The following is an 18,034-nucleotide window of genomic DNA, read 5'->3' as shown; positions in this document are numbered from 1 at the left end:
GAAACTAAGTCAAGGGCTGAAATACTAGGAAAACTCATTTCGAGTTTTGGAATAATTGGCTTGGGATCAAAGCAATCAACAAGGTGCTCAAAGGATTTGGCGTCTTCCTCAGCGACGCACGATGGGATTGAAGTTACGCAGATGATCCAAAAGGGTCAATTCGGAGTCGGACACTGCCAGTTCAAACAATTCGCGAAGCTAGCCGCAACGTCGTAACAATCTCTTCCGGTTTGTGGCGTTTGATTCCCATCTTTGATCCTCAGTTTCCTGACTATAGGTGCGGACCACTTCAGTGCGGGAGGACCACTCAGGCAGTTGGACCTTTGAATTCTGCCAGCTTCGCGCCGAGTTGTTGGTGAAAATGTACGATGGCCTGTTCGAATTTTCCGAAGGTCAAGTGAGTGTTGGCGCCTGATGCAATGCTGGCCTGGACCGAGCAGGCCGCGGCCCGGTCTTCCTTGAGGCCGGTTTCCTTGACGAATTTTGCGTCCTTTTCTGCTTTTTCAGAGATCTTCTTGGGTTCGATAGACCCATCATCATTGCTGAGGTCGTAGATTACCCATTCGGTTTCGGTTGGTGAGATCGGTTCGAGAATGATGACGATCGTGTGGCTCGAAAGTACGGTGAAATGGGCGTTTGGGAACAGCTGGTAGACCAGCGTTGCCATTCCGTCGATCCGGCGATTTTCACGTGGGATGTTACGGAGCTTTTCCATTCGGCGGAAGGGGAAGATGATGCGGGAGTTAGGGCCGCTCGTCTCAACGATATTCACGTTGTCCATGCCATAAGGATAGAAGGAATGCGTGTGTAGCCAGCGGATGTGGTACCCTTCCATCGACGTTTCGCCGATCAGTTTCCAGTTGGCCTGATCACGGAAAGTCTTTACGCCCATGAACTGCTGTGCGTCGCTGATACGCTCGGGCATGTCGTCCAGTGCTCCCTGAGAAACGGGGGCTTCCTGGGTTACGAAAACCAATCCGCCGCGAACTTCGGAGTGGACTTCGACCAACCCGCTAGTGGCCTTGTCGACATCGGGGAAACCCTCTTCGTCGGGAATGCGTTTCAATGCACCGTCCAGACCATATAGCCAGGCATGGTACGGGCAAGCAAAGCCCCGCTTCTTTCCGCAGCCGTCTTCGGCAACTGCCATACCGCGATGGCGGCACGCATTGCGGAACACGCGGATTTTGCCGGAATCATCGCGTACGGCCAGCAAGGGCGTGCCAAGAGAGGTACGCGCGACGTAAGAACCAGCCTCTGGCAGGACGGCAACCGGACAGAACACCGATGGCATTCGTTTCATGAGCGCGATTTCGGCGTCGAACCTTTCCTGACTGGTGTAGGCTTCGACCGGAACGCGCAGGGTTTCATCGCCCATGTCCGTGGTTTTGTTGTCAACATGGTGAAAGACCCTGTCGATGACATCCAGATCGCTCATCAGTGTTGCCATTTCATTCACTCCGCTTGGTTCCACACCCTTGTCTGATCATCAGGTTATCGGGAGTTTGACCGGATTGTCCAGAAAAACAACGTATAAGCGGAGCAGTTCCCGATAAGCGAACAATTCGGTGCACGTTGGTAAGTGCCTATTGGACTGCATTTGCCATGCTTGCAGCCAAACATCGATGGCAGCGGTGCGTAGTCGAAACCCGGAAAAATCAAATGATGACGTCAAACTCCGACCGAAAATTTCAGGAAATGATTCCGGAGGTGGCTTGCTTTCGGAGAAAATCCGGTCAATATGCATAACGGAACAAGTAACGAATATGCGAAACACCTGCTAATCCGGAGGAGCTCCAGGGCCGAGGCGGGGATAGGGAGACATACATGATCAATCCGATGGATCTGACGGGGCGCAATATCCTGATTACAGGTGCAGCGCAGGGGATCGGCGAGGCAACCGCGCGTCTGGCGCATGGTCTAGGCGCAACGGTCGTTCTGAACGACATGCAGGAGGACAAGCTATCTGCTCTTGCCGCTGATCTGGGAGAACGGGTGGATACCTGTGCCGGATCCGTTGCGGATCATGAGTTCGTGCAGGGAATGGTCAAAGATGCGGTTGCCAAACACGGGGCCATCCACGGGCTGGTCAACAACGCGGGCATCGTGCGCGCGGCCATGGCCAAGAACATGACCCCCGAAACCTGGCAGCAGGTGATCGACGTCAACCTAAGCGGCGTGTTCTACTGCCTTCAGGCTGTTGGCCAGCACATGCTGGAGCGTATTGAGGCCGGCGACACCTCGCCCGCTTCCATCGTCAACGTCAGTTCGGACGCGGGTCGTCGTGGCACCATAGGCCAGATCAACTATGGCGCGGCCAAATCCGGTGTTCTGGGTCTGACCATGTCGTCGGCGCGCGAGTGGTCACAATTTGGCATCCGCATCAATTCGGTCCTTTTTGGTGTGGTCGAAACTCCCATGACCGAAGTAATTCGTGGCGAAAAATTCCGCGACGGTGTGATGGCACAGGTGCCGATGGGCCGGTTCTCGCCCGCCGAGGAAAGCTGTCAGCCGATCTGTTTCCTGCTGTCGGATGCTGCAAGCTACATGACCGGCCAGCATGTGTCGGTCAACGGCGGCTACACGATTGGCGTTTGACGCCTTCGCTTCAGAACAACAGGGAGTAGAGGCATGAGCGCCGGATATTCAGACCCGAGTGGATACTCGCAAGACCAGCGGATGATCCGGGACACCATTTTCAAAGTGTGCGAGCCCTTTGATGATCAGTATTGGCTGGATCGCGACACGGACGGGCGGTTCCCGGACGAGTTTTGTGATGCCATTGCCGAGGCCGGAATGCTGGGCATTGCGATGCCCGAGGAATACGGCGGGTCAGGCCTTGGCATCACCGAGGCTGCGACCATGGTCCAGGCGATCACGGAAACCGGGGCCGCCAATGCGGGATTTGCGTCCATCGCGATCAATATCTTCGGTCTCAACCCCGTGGTCGTTTTTGGTACGGACTCACAGAAACAGCGGTGGTTGCCGCCGATTATCAGTCGCAAGGAAACCGCGTGTTTTGCCGTGACCGAGCCAAACACCGGGCTGGACACAACGCGGCTCAAGACCCGCGCGGTCTGGCAGGGCAACCAATGGGTTGTGAACGGTCAGAAAACCTGGACCTCGACCGCGCAGAAGGCGCAGAAGATGCTGCTGATTGCGCGGACGCGGGATGAAAGCGAGACCGAGCGCCCGATTGACGGGCTGTCGCTGTTTTACACGGATTTCAACCGTGATCATATCGAAGCGCGGGTGATCGACAAGATGGGTCGCAAGTGTGTGGACAGCAATCAGGTTTTTATCGACGGGCTGACCATTCCTCCGGAAGACATGATCGGTGAGGAAGGCAAAGGGTTCCGCTATCTGCTGCATGGCCTCAACGCCGAGCGCATACTGATCGCGGCCTCTCTGGTCGGGATCGGGCGGTGTGCGCTGGATCGTGCGGCCACATACGCACGTGATCGTGAGGTGTTTGGGCGGCCGATTGGCAAGAACCAGGGTATCCAGCATCCGCTGGCTGAAAGCTGGGCGGAACTGGAGGCTGCGAGCCTGATGGCGTTCCGCGCTGCGGCGCTGTACGACGCGGGCCACGATTGCGGTAAGGAAGCCAACGCGGCCAAGTATCTGGCTGCCGAAGCGGCCTTTAAGGCGACGACCAACGCCGTGATGACCCATGGTGGCATGGGCTATGCCAAGGAATTCCATGTCGAGCGTTACATGCGCGAAGCCATTATCCACCGCATTGCGCCGGTCAGCCCGCAACTCATCCTGTGCTATCTGGCCGAAAAAGCACTCGGCCTTCCGAAATCTTACTGAGGGAACGACATGGCACGATCTGCCAAAGCCTATATTGCAGGCATTTTTGAACATCCCACGCGCAAGGCTGTGGACAAGACCGTACCCATGCTGCACGCCGAAGTCGCCTTGGGCGCATTGGCTGACGCCGGGCTGACCAGGGATGATGTGGACGGGTATTTCTGTGACGGCTCGGTGCCTGGCCTTGGGGGTATGGCGCTGGCCGAATACATGGGGCTGGACCTGACTTACACCGACACCACGGAAACGGGCGGATCCTCTTACGTGATTCATGTGGGTCACGCGAAGGAGGCAATTGCGGCCGGCAAGTGCAACGTTGCTCTCATAACGCTTGCCGGTCGTCCACGTGCCGAAGGTTTGCAAAAACTTGGCGCAAGGGCGCGGGGCGAGGATTCACCGGAACGTGGGTTTGAGCTGCCCTATGGCCCGATGGTGACCAACCTCTATGCCATGTCCGCGATGCGGCACATGTACGAATATGGCACAACGCCGGAACAGCTGGCCTGGATCAAGGTGGCCGCCAGCCACCACGCGCAGCACAACGAACATGCCATGCTGCGCGATGTGGTGACGGTCGAGGATGTGGTGAATTCGCCGATGATTGCCGACCCGCTGCACCGGCTGGACTGCTGCGTGATTTCGGATGGCGGCGGCGCGCTGGTGGTGGTCAGCCCCGAGATTGCCAAAACGCTTGGGGACCGCTGCATCAAGGTGCTGGGCCAAGGCGCGGGGATCAAGCATCTGAACGGTGGGCGGATTGATCTGACCTACACGGGTGCCGCAAAATCCGGACCCATCGCCTTTGCCGAGGCGGGCGTAACACCTGCCGACATCGACTATGCCTCGATCTATGACAGTTTCACCATCACCGTGCTGGAAACGCTCGAGGATCTGGGGTTCTGCGAAAAGGGCAAAGGGGGCGCGTTTGTTGCCGACGGGAACCTGATTTCGGGCGTGGGCAAGCTGCCGTTCAACACTGATGGCGGCGGGCTGTGCAACAATCATCCGGCCAACCGCGGCGGCATGACCAAGGTGATCGAAGCGGTGCGCCAGTTGCGTGGCGAGGCGCATCCTGCTGTGCAGGTGCCTGATTGCCGGCTCGCGCTGGCCCATGGCACGGGTGGGCAGATTTCGCAGCGTACCGGCGCTGGAACCGTCATTCTGGGGAGTAACGACGCATGAGCGAATGCACCTATCCCGATCCTACGATCAATATGGAGACCGAGGCCTATTGGCAGGCCGCAAACGACGGCAAGCTGCTGGTCAAATGCTGTAACGCCTGCGGCAAAGCTCACTTCTATCCGCGCGCAATATGTCCTGAATGCGGCTCTGATGACACCGTATGGAAGGATGCGGCTGGCACAGGGCGCATCTATTCCTACTCGGTCATGCGCAGGGCAGACCCCCCGTATGCCATTGCCTATGTCACGCTGGACGAAGGCGTGACGATGCTGAGCAATATTGTGGAGGCAGAGTTTGACGCGCTCTCAGTGGACATGCCCGTGGAAGTTACGTTCCGCGATACCGAGGGCGGGCAGGCATTGCCCCTGTTTCGTCCTGTGAGGGACAGATGATGCAGCGCCCGTTAGAAGGTATAAAGGTTGTCGATCTAACAAACATGCTGATGGCGCCCTATACGACGCAAATTTTGGGCGATCTTGGCGCCGATGTCATCAAGGTCGAGCCCCCCGAAGGTGATCCCATTCGCAAGATTGGTCCGCAGCGATCGCAGGGCATGGGGCCGATCTTTCTCAATACCAATCGCTCAAAACGCTCGGTAGTTCTGAACCTCAAGACCGAGGATGGGCACGCTGCGGTGATGGACCTGATCCGGGGGGCGGATGTGTTGGTCTACAACCGGCGCCCGCAGGTCATGGAACGTCTTGGATTGAGTTACGACGCGGTGCGCGAAGCGAATCCCAAAATCATCTATGCGGGGGTATTCGGCTATGGCCAGAATGGCCGGTATGCCGCCAAACCTGCCTTTGATGATCTGATTCAAGGCGCGTCGGGCATACCTTCGCTGGCGCAGCTGGCAGGGTCTGACGAGCCCGCCTATTGTCCAGCCGCCGTGGTCGACCGGGGTGTCGGCCTATGGGCGGTTGGCCAGATAAATGCGGCCCTTGTCTATCAACTGCGCACCGGTCAGGGGCAGCGCATCGACATGCCGATGTTCGAAATGATGGCGAGCTTTGTGCTGGGTGAGCACTTTTACGGACGCACGTTCGAGCCGGAGCTGGGCACTTCGGGCTATCCGCGCCTTTTGTCGTCCGACCGCCGCCCGTACCGGACCAAAGACGATTATGTTTGCGTGATGATCTATACGGACCGCCATTGGCTGGCGTGGTTCGAGGCAATGGGAACGCCCGAGGTCATGCAGAACGATCCGCGTTTTGCGTCGATGACAACCCGCACGGAAAACATCGACTCGATCTATGCCGAGCTGTCGCAAATCCTGCTGACCCGCACGACTCAAGAGTGGTTGGATCTGTTTGACGAGGCCGACATTCCGGCCATGCCGGTCAATACGCCGGACAATCTGATTGATGATCCGCACCTGAAGGATGTCGGGTTTTTCAAGCAGGTCGAGCATCCGACCGAAGGCGCGATCTGGGACATGGCGGTTCCGGCCAACTGGTCGGAAACGCAGCCCGGTCCGGACCGCTACGCGCCGCTCCTGGGAGAGCACTCGCGGGAGGTTCTGCTGGAGATCGGATTTGACCAGACGAGAATCGACAAGATGCTGGAAGATGGCGTGACACTTGCGCCTGCGAACTGACGGGGAAAAAGATGACCTTGATACGAAGCTGGCTGTTTGTGCCTGCCGACAGCGACCGCAAACTGGCCAAAGGGCGGGAAAACCCGGCGGATGCTCTGATCCTTGATCTGGAAGATGCCGTGGCGGACGACCGTCAGGAAATCGCCCGTGACATGGCGCGGGAGTTTCTCAAAGCGAATCCCGAGCGCAGTCGCCAGAAGCTGTGGGTGCGGGTTAATCCGCTGGATCACGCGTTCTCTCTGGAAGACCTTGCCGCGGTGATGCCCGGGGCGCCGGACGGAATTGTTTTGCCAAAGGTCAACAATGCCCAAGATATCAACCGGTTGGCAGAGCGCTTGTCTGCTCTGGAAGCGGCGGCGGGACTGGACATCGGTTCGACAAAAATCCTCTCTGTTGCGACCGAAACCGCCGCCGCGCTTTTAACTTTTCACACCTACCTTGATGGTGTGAGTGACCGGCTGTCCGCCCTGACCTGGGGCGGAGAGGATCTGGCCGCTGCGCTGGGGGCTTCCACGAACCGTCACCCGGGCAACGGAGAGTACGACCACCCGTTCCAGTATGCGCGCACCTTGTGCCTGACCACGGCGCGGGCCGTGGATGCACAGCCCGTCGGTGTTGTGGTGACCAACTTTCGCGATCTCGAAGAACTACGACGGGATTGCGAGTATGACCGCCAATCCGGATTTATCGGGAAGATCGCGATTCACCCTGCGCAAGCTGCTGTCATCAACGAAGCCTTTACGCCCACCGAGGAAGAGGTTGCATGGTCCCAGAAGGTTGTTGATATCTTCGAGCGGAATCCCGGTCTTGGCACTGTGGGGCTGGAAGGGCAGATGCTGGACATGCCGCATCTCAAACAGGCTCGTAACCTGCTGGCGCTTTCCGAACAGATCAAAGCGGTAGGAGGATAGACCATGGCCGGAGCACTTGACGGAATTCGTGTCGTCGACCTGACGACCGTGATCCTTGGCCCCTGGGCTACACAGATGCTGGGGGATATGGGCGCGGATGTCATCAAGGTCGAAACCCATCAGGGTGACACGACCCGCTATACCGGAGAGCGTCGCAACGTTGGTATGGCGTCGTTCTTTATGTTCACCAACCGCAACAAGCGGTCTGTCATCATTGACCTCAGCAAGGATGAGGGGCGCGAGGCTCTGTTCAAGCTGGTCGGCACGGCGGATGTGTTCGTGCACAACATGCGTCCCGCGATCGCTGAAAAGCTGGGGCTGAACGATGAAAAGTTCCTCAAGGCGTATCCCGGTCTGGTCTATGTCAAAACCTACGGGTTCCGTGGTGACGGCCCGATGGCGAACAAGCCCGCTTATGACGACGTGATTCAGGCGGCTTCGGGTATCACCGATCTGCAAACCGTGATTTCGGGCGGGGGTGAGCCGCGCTTTGTACCAACCATCATGGCGGACAAGACCAGTTCATTCCATGTGCTCTCGGCCGTTCTGGCTGCGCTGTTCCATCGCGAGCGCACAGGCGAGGGACAAGTGATCGAGGTTCCGATGTTTGAATCGCTCGTGGATTACCTCATGGTCGAACATGCCGGTGGAGCTGCCTTTGACCCTCCGATTGGCGAGTTGGGTTATGCGCGTCTCTTGAACAAGATGCGCCGCCCTTACCCGACCAAAGACGGGTTCCTGTGCGTGCTGCCCTATACGGACAAGAACTGGCAGGACATGTTCCGCATTGCCGGCCGAGAGGATCTGATGGACGACCCGCGTTTTGCGGATCTGGCGACGCGCACGAAGAACTCAGAAGAAATCTACGGTATTCTTGCGGATATGGTCTCGGGAATGATGACCGAATTCCTCGTGAAAGAACTGGATGCTCATGCAATCCCCGTTCAGAAAGTCAACACCAAGGAAGATCTCCTGAACGACGAGCAGCTTGCCGCGACCGGCTTCTGGCATTTCGCGGACCACCCGACCGAGGGGCGCATTCGTATGAGCGATCCGCCAGTGCGGTTTTCGAAAACGCCCAGCTCAATTCGCAGGTTGCAGCCCCGTCTTGGCGAGCACAGCACAGAAATCCTGGCCGAGGCCGGATACTCCGAGGCGGAGATATCTGAGATGCTGAAAGCGGGCGTGACGGGGGCGGCTAAAGACAGCTAGACCTTTTTCCAGACCAGCAGATGTTCGTAGCGGGTGCCGGATTTACTGAATTCCGGCTCTGTGCGCAGTTGCATGGTGTCGCCATCCCGTGACACGAAGCGCAGCAGCGTCCTGCCGACCCAGTGCGGCAGGTTGGAAAAATGCACTTCGTGGCTGATTTTGCCGTCCGAGAAATGCCAGCTACCGCCGTAAGAAAGGCAGGTGTCGGGCGTACCAAGTTCGCTTTGGCCGGCAAAATCGCTGCGCATCAGGAAGGCGCACATGTGGCCGTCTTCGGCATAGATGATCTGGCCTTGTGCGTCCTCTCCCATCGGATAACCCGCAGGCGCGCCGTTCTTGAGAGAGGTCCATTCCTGAAGTGTCCAGGTTCCTGTGAAGGAGGATGACATAGCGATTTCCTTTAGTGAAAGAGAAGTTGGATAGCCGACGCCGCTGCGAGGAAGAAAAGCGTAAAGGGGCGGTTCCACACAAGGCCGATCAAGGCAGGGCTGCGATTGATCGTGCGCCCCGAAATGCGCGTTGTGGCCCCGAGGGGGGAAGAGCCGGTTGCCACGCCCCAGGCCCAGATGCCGCCAAGCGCCAGAAGATAGGGATTGAACTCAAAACCCGGCAGGCGGGACACGATCTCGATGCCGACGGCAACCGAGATGATCGGGTTCAGGCCGAGGGGCGCGCTAAGTGCCGAGAACCACAGAAGTGCCACGAGGAGCATGCCTTCGGTCAGGCCGAGGCCGGAAACGAACTGCCCCAGCTGCTCGGTATCGATTTGGTGGGGCAGAATGGCGGCAATGAATCCTGCGGCGGCCAGGATTGCGACCTCGGAGCGTAGTGTTACCAGATCTGGGAGCACCTGTTTGCCCAGACGTTCAGCGGTCGCAGAGGCTGCGCCTGCAGGGCCAGCGTTCAGGTTCTGCCGGAACATCCAGAGGAATCCAACCACGGGAACGGACATGAATAGCGCCGCGATCAGTCGCACGTCAACGATCCAGCTGACGCACAGGGCCAACAGCAGGATCGCAATCGTCAGCGCCGTCATCGGGATCAGCGTGACGAGTACCTGTGTCAGGGGCTCGGCCTGTGCAATTGCGCGACGTGGATGAGACAGGCGATCCAGCAGCCAGCCAAAGGCTAGGTATACGGCGACGGCGATGAACCCGACCGGAGCAAAGCTGGACCAGTCCAGTTCGGGTACGGATGACAGGACCACGATTGTGGTGACAGAGGTGGGGGCCCACATCGTAAAGGCGGTAAATCCGCGGAGCAGAGCCAGCGTCATGCGCTGCAACCGGATTTCCTGAACGCGCGCGCTTTCTCCGTCGGGGTTTTCTTCGATGCTGCGGCGGTTCATCGTACCAAGAAGCGTGATGGAGCCGAGATTCAAGAGGATCGAGAACAGATGCCCGCCGATGGTTATCATTGCATAGCGCCGTCCCGGAGGTTGGCTGACGATGATCTTACCGCTTTCCAGCACCATTGGAGAGGACATGGCGGCGGTGCGCAAGATGTCCATGGACATCAGGAAAAAGGTAAAGAATGCGCTGCGCGCAACCGCTGTGGCCAGCAGCTCGCTGCTGAAGCCACCCGTGCTGTAAACAAAGAGTCCCAGAGCCAGTGATGCGGAAAATGTAATCTTGGCGATCAGGGCCAGCTGCCGCCATTCGATCGCTGCCCATATCAACAGTGCCAAGCCGGTAAGGGGGGCCAGAGCTTCGAGGGCGCCAAACTCGCGTCCAATGGCAAACAGGCATACGAAGCCCAGCAGCGCAATGCTCATGACCTGCCGCACTGTCATGTCTGAGTGCGGCTTTTCGCTGTGCGTTCCAGAGCGTCTCGGTGATGGGGCGCCGCAAGGCCCAGCAGTGCTTTGCGGCGTTGTTCGATATCCTTACCGCGCAAGTCAGCCACGCCGTGTTCGGTCACCACAAGGTCGACGTCGGATCGCGTGGTGGTGACCTGCGGTCCCGTGAGTTTACTGACAATGCGCGAGTGTGTGCCGTCCTTGCCACTGGTGGACGGCAGGGCGATCACCGAAAGCCCCTCTGGCGCACTGGTTGCAGCATGCATGAAGTCGGGCTGCCCACCAATCGCGCCGAGGTAACGGTCGCCCAGCTGTTCGGCGTTTACCTGCCCCAGAAGGTCCACCTCGAGCGCGGAATTGATTGCGACAAGGTTGTTCAGGCTGGCCAGTTCGGCGGCCCCGTGTGTCACGCTGGTTCGGCAGGAAAGGTAGTCTTTGTTGTCTGTCATGAAATCCGCCAGTTTTTGCCCTCCTATCGCGACTGCCCCGACAGACACCCCCTGATAGCAGGCTTTGCGCAAGTTGGTCAGCGCCCCGCAGGCTGCAAGGTCGACAATTTCGTCAGTCACGAGGCCGGAATGCAACCCCAGATCCTTGTGACCTTTCAGGGCATTCAGGATTGCAGAAGGGATGGCACCGATTCCGTATTGCAGGGTTGCCCCATCAGGGATGTGTTGGGACAGGTGGTGGGCAATGGCTGTTTCGACCGGCCCCGGTTGTGGCGGAGCAAAACGGGGCAGGGTGCGCGTGCTTTCTATGGTGGCGGAGACTTTGGCCTCATCCAGCGGGCGATCCATCCGCACCCAGGGAACATTCGGATTGATTTCGGCCAGAACCACGCGGGCAGCATCAATGGCATCATGCATGACATCGTTGCACCATCCCAGAGAGTGTGTGCCATCGGGGCCGGGAGGGCTGAGCTGGACAAAAACCACATCCGGGCGCAACGGTCCCTGGCGCAACAGGTGTGGCAGGGTCGAGTAGCGGCACGGAATCATGCGCACCAGCCCTTTGTGTAGGAGCCCCGCTGCAGACCCCAGCGCCCCGTAGCTGAGAAGAGAGATCTTGTCGGTATGTTCTTCCCGGATCGCCTGGCTAAGGGATAGGCCAAAAAACGCACGCGTGGGGCCGATGTCTTGGCGCTGGGCGGTGTAAGCAGAAATCAGTTCCAAGGGCTCCGCCATAGCCTGTCCCCATGTTACAAGGTCACCCGGTCGGATAAAGTCCGCGAGCGTCAGGGATTTGGCTGGAACGGGCGCGAGTGTCATGCGTCGGTCTCCTGCGATGGGGCCGGCACCTGTACCGCACCACTTGCGGCGAGCGATGCAGCTTCTGCATCGGAAAATCCGAGCGAGGACAGAATGCCTCTGGCGTCTTGCGACAGCGTCGGCGCGGGGGCGTGATCAGGCACGGTTGTGCCGTTGGCAACCACGGGGAAGGGCATGATCGGCCCGAACCCGGATTGGCGGCAAAGGCCCCGAGCCATGGTTTGCGCTGAGGTGAGTGCCTCCTGATTGGTCACGCAGATCGCGGCGGGCACGTCGGCCGGATCAAACAGCGCAATCCAGTCCTCGGCAGGGCGTGTGCCAAACATGTCATCCAGAATGCGCATCAGGGATTTGTGATTCTGCAGCCGTCCGGCTTCGGTCGTGAACTCTGCCGCGCCGAGAGCCGGTGCAATATCGGCTGTCACCTTGACGAGGTTATGCCAGAACTTTTTTTCCACAACGGTAAGTGCGATCTGGCGGCCATCGGCGCATTGGAACAGGTCGTTGGCCGGATAAAGGTGATCGACGCTATCCGCAGGGGTTTCAAAGCCAAACCGCAAAGCCGAAGCATATAGAACCGCCTCGTAAAGGCTCAGGTCCAGAGTGGCGCCTTTGCCTTCGCGCAGGGCGGCCAGGATTGCCACGGCAGCAAAGGCCCCTCCGGCAATATCCGCGATGGGCAGCGACGCGCGGCTGGGCGGTTGGCGTAATTGCCCGCGATAGGCCAGCGATCCACCCATTGCCAGATAAGCCAGATCATGACCTGCCTTGGTCGCCGCCGGTCCGGTTTGACCGAAGCCTGAAAGAGAACAGTATACCAACCCGGGATTGATGGCATGCAACGCTTTGGACCCGAACCCCAGCTTGTCCGCCACGCCGGGACGAAATCCCTCGATCGCGACATCTCCATGGGCGGCCAGCTTCTCGACGACCGGCCTCGCTTCGGGAGCCTTCATGTTTAACACGATGCTTTTCTTACCCCTGTTGGCACCATCAAACATGTGGCTCTTCATGTGCCGTGCATAGTCTCCGCCCGGCGGTTCCACCTTGATGATCTCGGCCCCCAGATCTCCGAGAATCAAGGTGGTGAGCGGCCCCGGCAAAAGCATTGAAAAATCGATCACTTTGAGGCCTTGCAACGGTTTCCAGCTGTCCATGAGGTTCTTTTCCTTGGTGATTTTTCTGCCTTTGGTAAATTTGTTTCGTATCATCGAACAAGATTAGCTCTGATCATGTTTGTTTTAAAACAGTAACTTACGTGGATTTAATCCAAAATATGAAACTATTGCCGATCTGATAATTTTCCTTGCCATACATAGTATTCGGATAATAGAACTAACTTCAGAAATACGCAAACATCGAAGCTCGACCTTGGAACGGAGTGTTCCGAACAGGTTGAGATCGCCGCGCGAAGAGGGAGCGAAATGGCTGGATTGTGGTTTGAGGAGTTTGAAGAGGGGCAGGTGTTTAACCATGCCATGTCACGAACCGTGACCGAGTATGACAATATGCAGTTTTGCAATGCCACGCTCAACACGCAGCCCCTGCACATCGACTTTCATTTCGCCGAGCAGACCGAATACGGCAAGCCGCTGGTGAACTCGATCTTCACGTTGGGTCTGGTGATCGGGATGACCGTGACGGAAACCACACTCGGGACGACGGTCGGCAATCTGGCGATGACCGACATCAACTTTCCGCGCCCCGTGTTCCACGGAGATACAATCCGTACGCGCACAACCATCACCTCCAAGCGCGAAAGCAAATCCCGTCCTGATGACGGGATCGTCGTGTTCTATCACGAGGGCCTGAACCAGCGTGGCGAAGTTGTCGCGACCTGTACCCGCACCGCGCTGATGCGCAAGCGTCCCGCAGAAGCGGCCTGAGGGGGCAAGATGGATTTGCAATTCAGTGATGATGATCTTGCCTTTCAGGAGGAGGTGCGCAGTTTCCTGAAGGACAACTTGCCCGCCGCTCTGCTGGATCGGTCCGACAGGGGCTTGCATCCGCTTAAGGATGACATTGTGGCCTGGCAAAAGGCTTTGCACAAAAAGGGCTGGATCGCCCCGAACTGGCCGGTGGAATACGGCGGAACCGGGTGGTCGCTGACGCAGAAATACATCTACAACCGCGAGTATTTCCTGTCGGGAGCACCGCAGACCATTGCCTTTGGTCTGAACATGGTGGGCCCGGTGATCTACACCTTTGGTACGCAGGAGCAGAAGGACACTCATCTTCAGGATATTCTGGAAAGCAATATCTGGTGGTGTCAGGGGTATTCGGAACCAGGTGCCGGATCGGATCTTGCTAACCTTAAGACACGGGCGGTGCGCGATGGTGATGACTATGTCATCAACGGCCAGAAAATCTGGACCAGCTGGTCCCAATATGCCGACATGATGTTCTGCCTGGTGCGCACCGATACCGAGTGCAAACCGCAAGAAGGCATTTCCTTTATCCTGATCGACATGAACACACCCGGGATCGAGCGCCGCCCGATCATCGGTCTGGATCAGGAGCATTCGCTGAACGAAGTGTTCTTTACCGATGTACGTGTGCCGGCCAAGAACCTGATTGGGGAAGAAAACAAAGGCTGGACTTATGCCAAGTTCCTGCTGGGTCATGAACGCAACATGATCGCTCGCGTGGCGCGTTCGCAGTATCAACTGGCACGCCTGAAAGAGATTGCCAAAGTCCAGCGGATAGGGGCGGGCGTGCTTGGAGATGATCCAGACTTCCGTCGGCGTGTCGCCAAGATCGAAACCGATCTGATGACGCTGGAAGCCATGGAGCTGCGGTATCTCAGCCAGGACATCGCTGGCAAGAAGCTGATGGCGGAGCCGTCGGTTCTGAAAATACGCGGTGCCGAGATTGCGCAGGATATCAAGACGCTGACGGTTGAGGCGCTGGGGGCTTATGGCATGGCCTATGAACCTGATCCCGTTTTCCAGCAGCGCAATGACGGGCCGATCGGGCCAGATTATCTGCATGGCGCGATGGCGGACCATCTCTATCAGCGTGCGGCCACGATCTATGGCGGCACAAACGAAATTCAGCGCAACATAATTGCGAAACTGATCCTGGGGTAAGCAGCTATGGATTTTGAACTTTCCCAGGAGCAGACAATGCTGAAGGACAGTGTGGAGCGGTTCGTGCAGGACCGCTACGAGTTTTCCCAACGCAAATCACTCGCGGAAACAGCGCTGGGCTATTCCGAGGAGAACTGGGCAACATTTGCCGAGATGGGCTGGTTGGGGCTGCCCATTTCCGAAGACAATGAAGGCCTTGGCGGGTCGGCAGTGGATATCGGCGTGGTTGCAGAGGCATTGGGCGCAGGTATCACGCTTGAGCCTTTTGTCTCGACAGTTCTTCTTGGGGCCGGCCTTGTCGAAAGACTGGGTAGTGCAGAGCAGAAACATACAATTCTGCCCGAAGTTGTTACTGGTGCGCGCAAGTTAGCTCTCGCACATGGTGAGGCGGCGGCGCGGTTTGATCTGGGATTTGTCGAAACCACAGCCGCATTCGCGGGCGACGGATATGTGCTGAATGGGCATAAGGCGGTTGTCCTGCATGCTGCGAGTGCCGACCAGATTGTTGTCATTGCCCGCACCTCGGGAAGTGTCGCTTCGCCCGAGGGCATTTCTGCCTTTGTTGTCGATGCAAATGCATCGGGTCTACGGCGGCAGGACTATCCGATGGTGGACGGGCAGCGAGCCAGTGACCTGTGGCTGGAAAATGTTCCGGCCGAGTTACTGGGGGAGGAAGGCGCGGCCTTGCCTGCGCTGCAATCCGTGATTGATGCCGCCATCTGCGCGGTTTCGGCCGAAGCGGTGGGCGCAATGCAGAGGGTGCTTGATATCACCAAAGAGTACACCGGCACGCGCAACCAGTTTGGCCGTGCGATTGGCGACAATCAGGTGATCCAGCATCGTTTGGTCGACATGTTCACCGCTGTCGAGGAGGCCAAGGCCATCACTGACATGACCACCATGCGTCTGGATGAAGGCGGGGCAGGTGTCTCACGATTGGTTTCCGGCATGAAAGCCAAAGTGGGTCAAGCTGCGCGTTTTGTCGGCGCACAAGGAGTGCAGCTGCATGGCGGCATCGGAATGACGGATGAATACCCGATTGGCCACTATTTCAAACGGTTGATGGCAATCGACGTGATGTTTGGTGATGCGAACCACCACCTCAACCGGTTTGCCGAAGGGGAGTGAGGCAATGGCGTTGAGTGAACATCTGCAATCCATCCGTGATGGCGTTCAGGCTGTCTGCAACAATTTCGGCGATGACTATTGGCTGGCGCGGGATGAGGACGGCATTTTTCCACATGACTTTCATGGCGCCTTGGCCGAGGCTGGCTGGCTGGGGATCACCATGCCGCAAGAATACGGTGGCGCGGGCCTTGGCGTAAGCGAAGCGGCGGTCATGATGCATACGATCGCCCAAACGGGCGCTATGTCGGCGGCTAGTTGTATCCATATAAACATGTTTGGCCCGCACCCGATCCTTGTCTACGGGACCGACGAGCAAAAGGCCAAGTGGATCCCGCCTCTGGTCAAGGGTGAGCACAAGGTCAGCTTTGGCGTGACCGAGCCCAACGCCGGTCTGGACACAACATCAATCACAACCTTCGCCAAAAAGGTGGATGGTGGCTGGGTGGTGAATGGCCGCAAGATCTGGAATTCCACCGCGCAGGTGGTCGACCGGATTATGTTGCTGGCCCGGACCGAAAAGCGCGAGGATGTCAGCCGCAAGACAGACGGCATTTCGATGTTTTACACCGAGTTTGACCGATCCAAGATCGAAGTACAGCGCATCCCCAAGATGGGGCGCAAGGCGGTCGACTCTAACATGATCTTCTTTGACAACCTCTTCATTCCCGAAGGCGATCTGGTTGGAGAGGAAGGGCGCGGATTTTACCAGATCCTCGACGCCATGAACCCGGAGCGTGTGCTGATCGGGGCCGAGGCCGTTGGCATCGGGCAGGATGCTCTGCGGCGCGCGGCAGGATATGCCGCCGAGCGCGAGGTGTTTGGCCGCCCGATTGGACAAAATCAGGGCATCCAGCATCCGTTGGCCGAAAACTGGATGGAGCTTGAGGCCGCGTGGCTCATGGCGATGAACGCAGCCGAACTCTTCGACAGTGGCCAGTCCTGCGGAGCCGAGGCCAATGCGGCCAAATTTCTGGGCGCACGGGCGGGTTACAACGCGGCCCTGCAATCGGTGCTGACACATGGGGGCATGGGCTACGCCAAAGAATACCACGTCGAACGCCTTCTGCGCGAGGTGCTGATCACCCGCATCGCCCCTGTGTCCGAGCAGCTAATCGCATCTTTCATAGGCGAGCGCGTGCTTGGCCTGCCCAAATCATACTGAGGTCCGATCATGCAGGTTGAAAAGGTACTGAACTACCCCTTCAATGACGCTGAAGTCAGCTATTCCGAGCGTGACGTCATGCTTTATGGTCTGGGGGTCAATTTGGGGCAGGATCCTTGTGACGAGAATGATCTTCGATATCTGTATGAAGACGGGCTAAAGGTGCTTCCCTCATATGCGATGGTGCTGGGGCATCCCGGTTTCTGGTTGAAAGAACCCGAACTGGAAATTGACTGGGTCAAAGTTCTGCATGCGGAACAGTTCCTGAGCGTTTCGAAACCCCTGCCGCCTTCGGGCAAAGTCAAGGCCAGTTTCCGTGTGCGGGGAATGGTCGACAAGGGACCCGAAAAAGGGTGCATCCTGTATTACGAAAAATTGCTTCAGGACGTTGACAATGGCGAGGAAATTGCCCGTGTCACGTCCGGTGTTTTCTGTCGGGGAGACGGGGGAAACGGCGATCACGGCGAGGTGCCCGAGGCCCTGACAGCGGCCCCTGACACCGCGCCGGATCTGTCGTTGCGCAAGACCATCGATCTGCGCTCGGCGCTGATCTATCGCCTGAGTGGCGACTACAACCCAATCCATGCATCGCCCCCGGTTGCTGCCAAGGCAGGCTATGACCGGCCTATTCTGCACGGGCTTTGCACGATGGGGATCGCTGCGCATCAGTTGTTTGAGCATGTGGCCGGTGGTGACTCCAACCGCTTTGGCGGAATGGCCTGCCGGTTCAGTCGTCCGGTCTTTCCAGGGGACACCGTGCGCACAGATATCTGGAACACGGACACCGGTGCGCAGTTTCGGGTGACGGTCGAAGACCGGAACGAAGTGGTGCTGGACCGCGGCACAGTCTCTTTAAAGGGTTGAGGATAGC

General features: G+C 58.0%; 17 protein-coding genes. 12 read left to right on the top strand and 5 right to left on the bottom strand.

From position 1 onward, the window contains the following. Positions 1–307: 307 nt before the first annotated feature. Entirely contained in the window at positions 308–1,450 is a 1,143-nt protein-coding gene (locus ACR0NW_RS03660; protein ID WP_480448804.1) for an aromatic ring-hydroxylating oxygenase subunit alpha, read from the bottom strand. Positions 1,451–1,827: 377 nt separating this feature from the next. Here ACR0NW_RS03660 and ACR0NW_RS03655 point away from each other — a divergent pair, with 377 nt between their 5' ends. From ACR0NW_RS03655 to ACR0NW_RS03625, 7 genes are read left to right on the top strand one after another with little or no spacing between them, the layout of a single operon-like run. Next, positions 1,828–2,598 carry an SDR family NAD(P)-dependent oxidoreductase gene (locus ACR0NW_RS03655; protein WP_480448806.1) on the top strand — a complete coding sequence of 257 codons (771 nt, stop codon included), beginning with the start codon at positions 1,828–1,830 and terminating at the stop codon, positions 2,596–2,598. A gap of 33 nt (positions 2,599–2,631) precedes the next feature. Next, positions 2,632–3,816 carry an acyl-CoA dehydrogenase family protein gene (locus ACR0NW_RS03650; protein WP_480448807.1) on the top strand — a complete coding sequence of 395 codons (1,185 nt, stop codon included), beginning with the start codon at positions 2,632–2,634 and terminating at the stop codon, positions 3,814–3,816. Between the two features lie 9 nt (positions 3,817–3,825). Next, positions 3,826–4,998, top strand: a complete 1,173-nt coding sequence (locus ACR0NW_RS03645; RefSeq protein WP_480448808.1) for a thiolase domain-containing protein — start codon at positions 3,826–3,828, stop codon at positions 4,996–4,998. After that, positions 4,995–5,390, top strand: a complete 396-nt coding sequence (locus tag ACR0NW_RS03640) for a Zn-ribbon domain-containing OB-fold protein (protein WP_480448810.1) — start codon at positions 4,995–4,997, stop codon at positions 5,388–5,390. Before ACR0NW_RS03645 ends, ACR0NW_RS03640 begins: the two co-directional genes overlap by 4 nt. Then, the gene (locus tag ACR0NW_RS03635) at positions 5,387–6,595 is read left to right on the top strand and encodes a CaiB/BaiF CoA transferase family protein (protein ID WP_480791501.1); all 1,209 of its coding nucleotides are present in this window, start codon (positions 5,387–5,389) and stop codon (positions 6,593–6,595) included. The genes ACR0NW_RS03640 and ACR0NW_RS03635 overlap by 4 nt, the downstream gene beginning before the upstream one ends. Before the next feature lie 11 nt (positions 6,596–6,606). Then, positions 6,607–7,506, top strand: a complete 900-nt coding sequence (locus ACR0NW_RS03630; RefSeq protein ID WP_480448812.1) for an HpcH/HpaI aldolase/citrate lyase family protein — start codon at positions 6,607–6,609, stop codon at positions 7,504–7,506. Positions 7,507–7,509: 3 nt separating this feature from the next. Continuing rightward, a complete protein-coding gene (locus ACR0NW_RS03625; RefSeq protein ID WP_480448813.1) occupies positions 7,510–8,718 on the top strand; it encodes a CaiB/BaiF CoA transferase family protein in 1,209 nt (402 codons plus the stop codon). Here ACR0NW_RS03625 and ACR0NW_RS03620 read toward each other — a convergent pair. Genes ACR0NW_RS03620 through ACR0NW_RS03605 form a run of 4 tightly spaced genes read right to left on the bottom strand, consistent with a single transcriptional unit; the run spans position 8,715 to position 12,941 of the window. Next, positions 8,715–9,107, bottom strand: a complete 393-nt coding sequence (locus ACR0NW_RS03620; RefSeq protein WP_170650822.1) for a lipocalin-like domain-containing protein — start codon at positions 9,105–9,107, stop codon at positions 8,715–8,717. The genes ACR0NW_RS03625 and ACR0NW_RS03620 overlap by 4 nt on opposite strands. Before the next feature lie 11 nt (positions 9,108–9,118). Continuing rightward, on the bottom strand, positions 9,119–10,492 hold the full coding sequence (locus tag ACR0NW_RS03615) for a hypothetical protein (protein WP_480448814.1): 1,374 nt from the start codon (positions 10,490–10,492) through the stop codon (positions 9,119–9,121). A 14-nt stretch (positions 10,493–10,506) separates the two neighbouring features. Next, positions 10,507–11,784: an acetyl-CoA hydrolase/transferase family protein gene (locus ACR0NW_RS03610; protein WP_480448815.1), complete on the bottom strand. Its 1,278-nt coding sequence runs from the start codon at positions 11,782–11,784 to the stop codon at positions 10,507–10,509. Continuing rightward, complete coding sequence (locus tag ACR0NW_RS03605) at positions 11,781–12,941, bottom strand: CaiB/BaiF CoA transferase family protein (RefSeq protein ID WP_480448818.1); 1,161 nt, start codon at positions 12,939–12,941, stop codon at positions 11,781–11,783. Before ACR0NW_RS03605 ends, ACR0NW_RS03610 begins: the two co-directional genes overlap by 4 nt. 243 nt (positions 12,942–13,184) lie before the next feature. Between ACR0NW_RS03605 and ACR0NW_RS03600 the strand changes: the two genes are divergently transcribed. The 5 genes from ACR0NW_RS03600 to ACR0NW_RS03580 are packed head-to-tail and all read left to right on the top strand — an operon-like array spanning position 13,185 to position 18,027. After that, positions 13,185–13,670 carry a MaoC family dehydratase gene (locus ACR0NW_RS03600; protein ID WP_480449593.1) on the top strand — a complete coding sequence of 162 codons (486 nt, stop codon included), beginning with the start codon at positions 13,185–13,187 and terminating at the stop codon, positions 13,668–13,670. 9 nt (positions 13,671–13,679) lie between these two features. Beyond that, a complete protein-coding gene (locus tag ACR0NW_RS03595; RefSeq protein ID WP_480448819.1) occupies positions 13,680–14,873 on the top strand; it encodes an acyl-CoA dehydrogenase family protein in 1,194 nt (397 codons plus the stop codon). Between the two features lie 6 nt (positions 14,874–14,879). Then, a complete protein-coding gene (locus tag ACR0NW_RS03590; RefSeq protein ID WP_480448820.1) occupies positions 14,880–16,001 on the top strand; it encodes an acyl-CoA dehydrogenase family protein in 1,122 nt (373 codons plus the stop codon). A 4-nt stretch (positions 16,002–16,005) separates the two neighbouring features. Next, entirely contained in the window at positions 16,006–17,163 is a 1,158-nt protein-coding gene (locus ACR0NW_RS03585) for an acyl-CoA dehydrogenase family protein (protein ID WP_480448821.1), read from the top strand. A 9-nt stretch (positions 17,164–17,172) separates the two neighbouring features. After that, positions 17,173–18,027: a MaoC/PaaZ C-terminal domain-containing protein gene (locus ACR0NW_RS03580; RefSeq protein WP_480448822.1), complete on the top strand. Its 855-nt coding sequence runs from the start codon at positions 17,173–17,175 to the stop codon at positions 18,025–18,027. The last annotated feature ends 7 nt before the right edge of the window (positions 18,028–18,034 follow it).

Source organism: Ruegeria sp. CF5, from assembly GCF_056537325.1.
This window is presented reverse-complemented; position numbering and strand designations above follow the sequence as displayed.

What these genes read in the sequence shown, in the direction of transcription:
- ACR0NW_RS03605 (WP_480448818.1), bottom strand. Translation starts at nt 12,941, where the DNA reads ATGGACAGCTGGAAACCGTTGCAAGGCCTCAAAGTGATCGATTTTTCA.
- ACR0NW_RS03650 (WP_480448807.1), top strand. Translation starts at nt 2,632, where the DNA reads ATGAGCGCCGGATATTCAGACCCGAGTGGATACTCGCAAGACCAGCGG.
- ACR0NW_RS03625 (WP_480448813.1), top strand. Translation starts at nt 7,510, where the DNA reads ATGGCCGGAGCACTTGACGGAATTCGTGTCGTCGACCTGACGACCGTG.
- ACR0NW_RS03580 (WP_480448822.1), top strand. Translation starts at nt 17,173, where the DNA reads ATGCAGGTTGAAAAGGTACTGAACTACCCCTTCAATGACGCTGAAGTC.
- ACR0NW_RS03630 (WP_480448812.1), top strand. Translation starts at nt 6,607, where the DNA reads ATGACCTTGATACGAAGCTGGCTGTTTGTGCCTGCCGACAGCGACCGC.
- ACR0NW_RS03610 (WP_480448815.1), bottom strand. Translation starts at nt 11,784, where the DNA reads ATGACACTCGCGCCCGTTCCAGCCAAATCCCTGACGCTCGCGGACTTT.
- ACR0NW_RS03585 (WP_480448821.1), top strand. Translation starts at nt 16,006, where the DNA reads ATGGCGTTGAGTGAACATCTGCAATCCATCCGTGATGGCGTTCAGGCT.
- ACR0NW_RS03595 (WP_480448819.1), top strand. Translation starts at nt 13,680, where the DNA reads ATGGATTTGCAATTCAGTGATGATGATCTTGCCTTTCAGGAGGAGGTG.
- ACR0NW_RS03640 (WP_480448810.1), top strand. Translation starts at nt 4,995, where the DNA reads ATGAGCGAATGCACCTATCCCGATCCTACGATCAATATGGAGACCGAG.
- ACR0NW_RS03660 (WP_480448804.1), bottom strand. Translation starts at nt 1,450, where the DNA reads ATGGCAACACTGATGAGCGATCTGGATGTCATCGACAGGGTCTTTCAC.
- ACR0NW_RS03620 (WP_170650822.1), bottom strand. Translation starts at nt 9,107, where the DNA reads ATGTCATCCTCCTTCACAGGAACCTGGACACTTCAGGAATGGACCTCT.
- ACR0NW_RS03655 (WP_480448806.1), top strand. Translation starts at nt 1,828, where the DNA reads ATGATCAATCCGATGGATCTGACGGGGCGCAATATCCTGATTACAGGT.
- ACR0NW_RS03635 (WP_480791501.1), top strand. Translation starts at nt 5,387, where the DNA reads ATGATGCAGCGCCCGTTAGAAGGTATAAAGGTTGTCGATCTAACAAAC.
- ACR0NW_RS03590 (WP_480448820.1), top strand. Translation starts at nt 14,880, where the DNA reads ATGGATTTTGAACTTTCCCAGGAGCAGACAATGCTGAAGGACAGTGTG.
- ACR0NW_RS03645 (WP_480448808.1), top strand. Translation starts at nt 3,826, where the DNA reads ATGGCACGATCTGCCAAAGCCTATATTGCAGGCATTTTTGAACATCCC.
- ACR0NW_RS03615 (WP_480448814.1), bottom strand. Translation starts at nt 10,492, where the DNA reads ATGAGCATTGCGCTGCTGGGCTTCGTATGCCTGTTTGCCATTGGACGC.